This is a genomic window from Streptococcus sp. Marseille-Q8145, assembly GCF_965112035.1.
Window position 1 is genome coordinate 1 of sequence record NZ_CBCOPQ010000013.1, and the last position, 1,001, is coordinate 1,001.

The 1,001-nt window shown below is 41.1% G+C and carries 2 protein-coding genes; both read left to right on the top strand.

The window, feature by feature from the left end; genetic code table 11:
• The first annotated feature begins 284 nt into the window (after positions 1-284).
• The gene (locus ACWPVL_RS11655) at positions 285-602 is read left to right on the top strand and encodes a hypothetical protein (protein ID WP_005687442.1); all 318 of its coding nucleotides are present in this window, start codon (positions 285-287) and stop codon (positions 600-602) included.
• 2 nt (positions 603-604) lie between these two features.
• Positions 605-847: a hypothetical protein gene (locus ACWPVL_RS11660; RefSeq protein WP_454389179.1), complete on the top strand. Its 243-nt coding sequence runs from the start codon at positions 605-607 to the stop codon at positions 845-847.
• Positions 848-1,001 lie beyond the last annotated feature (154 nt).

Here is a 1,001-nt window from a genome sequence, read left to right on the forward strand (position 1 = left end):
AATCAGATGGAAAAAAGTAGTAAAATAAATGTAAGAATGGAAAAATTAAAAAGAAAATTGGTGTATGAAATAGCAGGATAGTTTAAATATATCTAAGTGAGAAGTGATATAATGTTGTATTTATTTTTTTTTTTTCAAGCAGAAGACGGCATACGAGATCATGCCTAGTCTCGTGGGCTCAAGTTAGTGTTGCCAGTCGAGAAGCAAAAGTTGGGAACTTTTACAGGTGAGTTTGAATGGTCAGTTCAAGATGTGCCGACCAATTAAGAGGGTGGTTCCAAGTGATGAAAAAGTGGCTACTGCTGGTAGTTTTGCTAATCGGTTTTACTTGTCCACCATCGCAAGCGCTAGCAGTCGAGACACAAACATCCGGTGAAATTAGCTTCTTTGAAGTTGAACAGCCGGTTAATCAACCGTCACCAGAACAGATCAAGCCAAAGCAACAGGTGAACGTACCACCACCGACCAAAGAAGACCAGCTACCGGCATTGGGAATGATGACCCCACTGCTTGTGAGTTTAATCGGGCTACTACTGGTGTTGCTGATGCTACTGATTTTGTTGACAAAACAATCTAACACAAACAAGAAAGAGGAAGAATAAACATGAAAAAGTTTTACGTGATGGCATCGATGCTTGGATTAGGTATGTTGGGTTTGGCTGGAGTAACACCGACACTGGTTTCTGCTAGTGATGTGACTTCAAATGGCCAGGTTAAGTTTAAGTTGGATCAAAGCCAAACTGACCCGAAAAACCCATTAGATCCCGCTGATAAGAACACAGGCAAGCCGACTGATCATACTCAGCCTGGCGGCAAAGTTCCGGGACTGTCTCTGATACAAATCTGACGCTGCTGACGAATTAGACGGTGTAGATCCAGGTGGTTGCCGTATCCCTGACAAATAAACATACGAAGCTTCCCTAATACAAAAGCATACCATCACCATTTATATAATTAGACACTCAATGTAATAGCTATATCAATTCAAATCCATACTCATA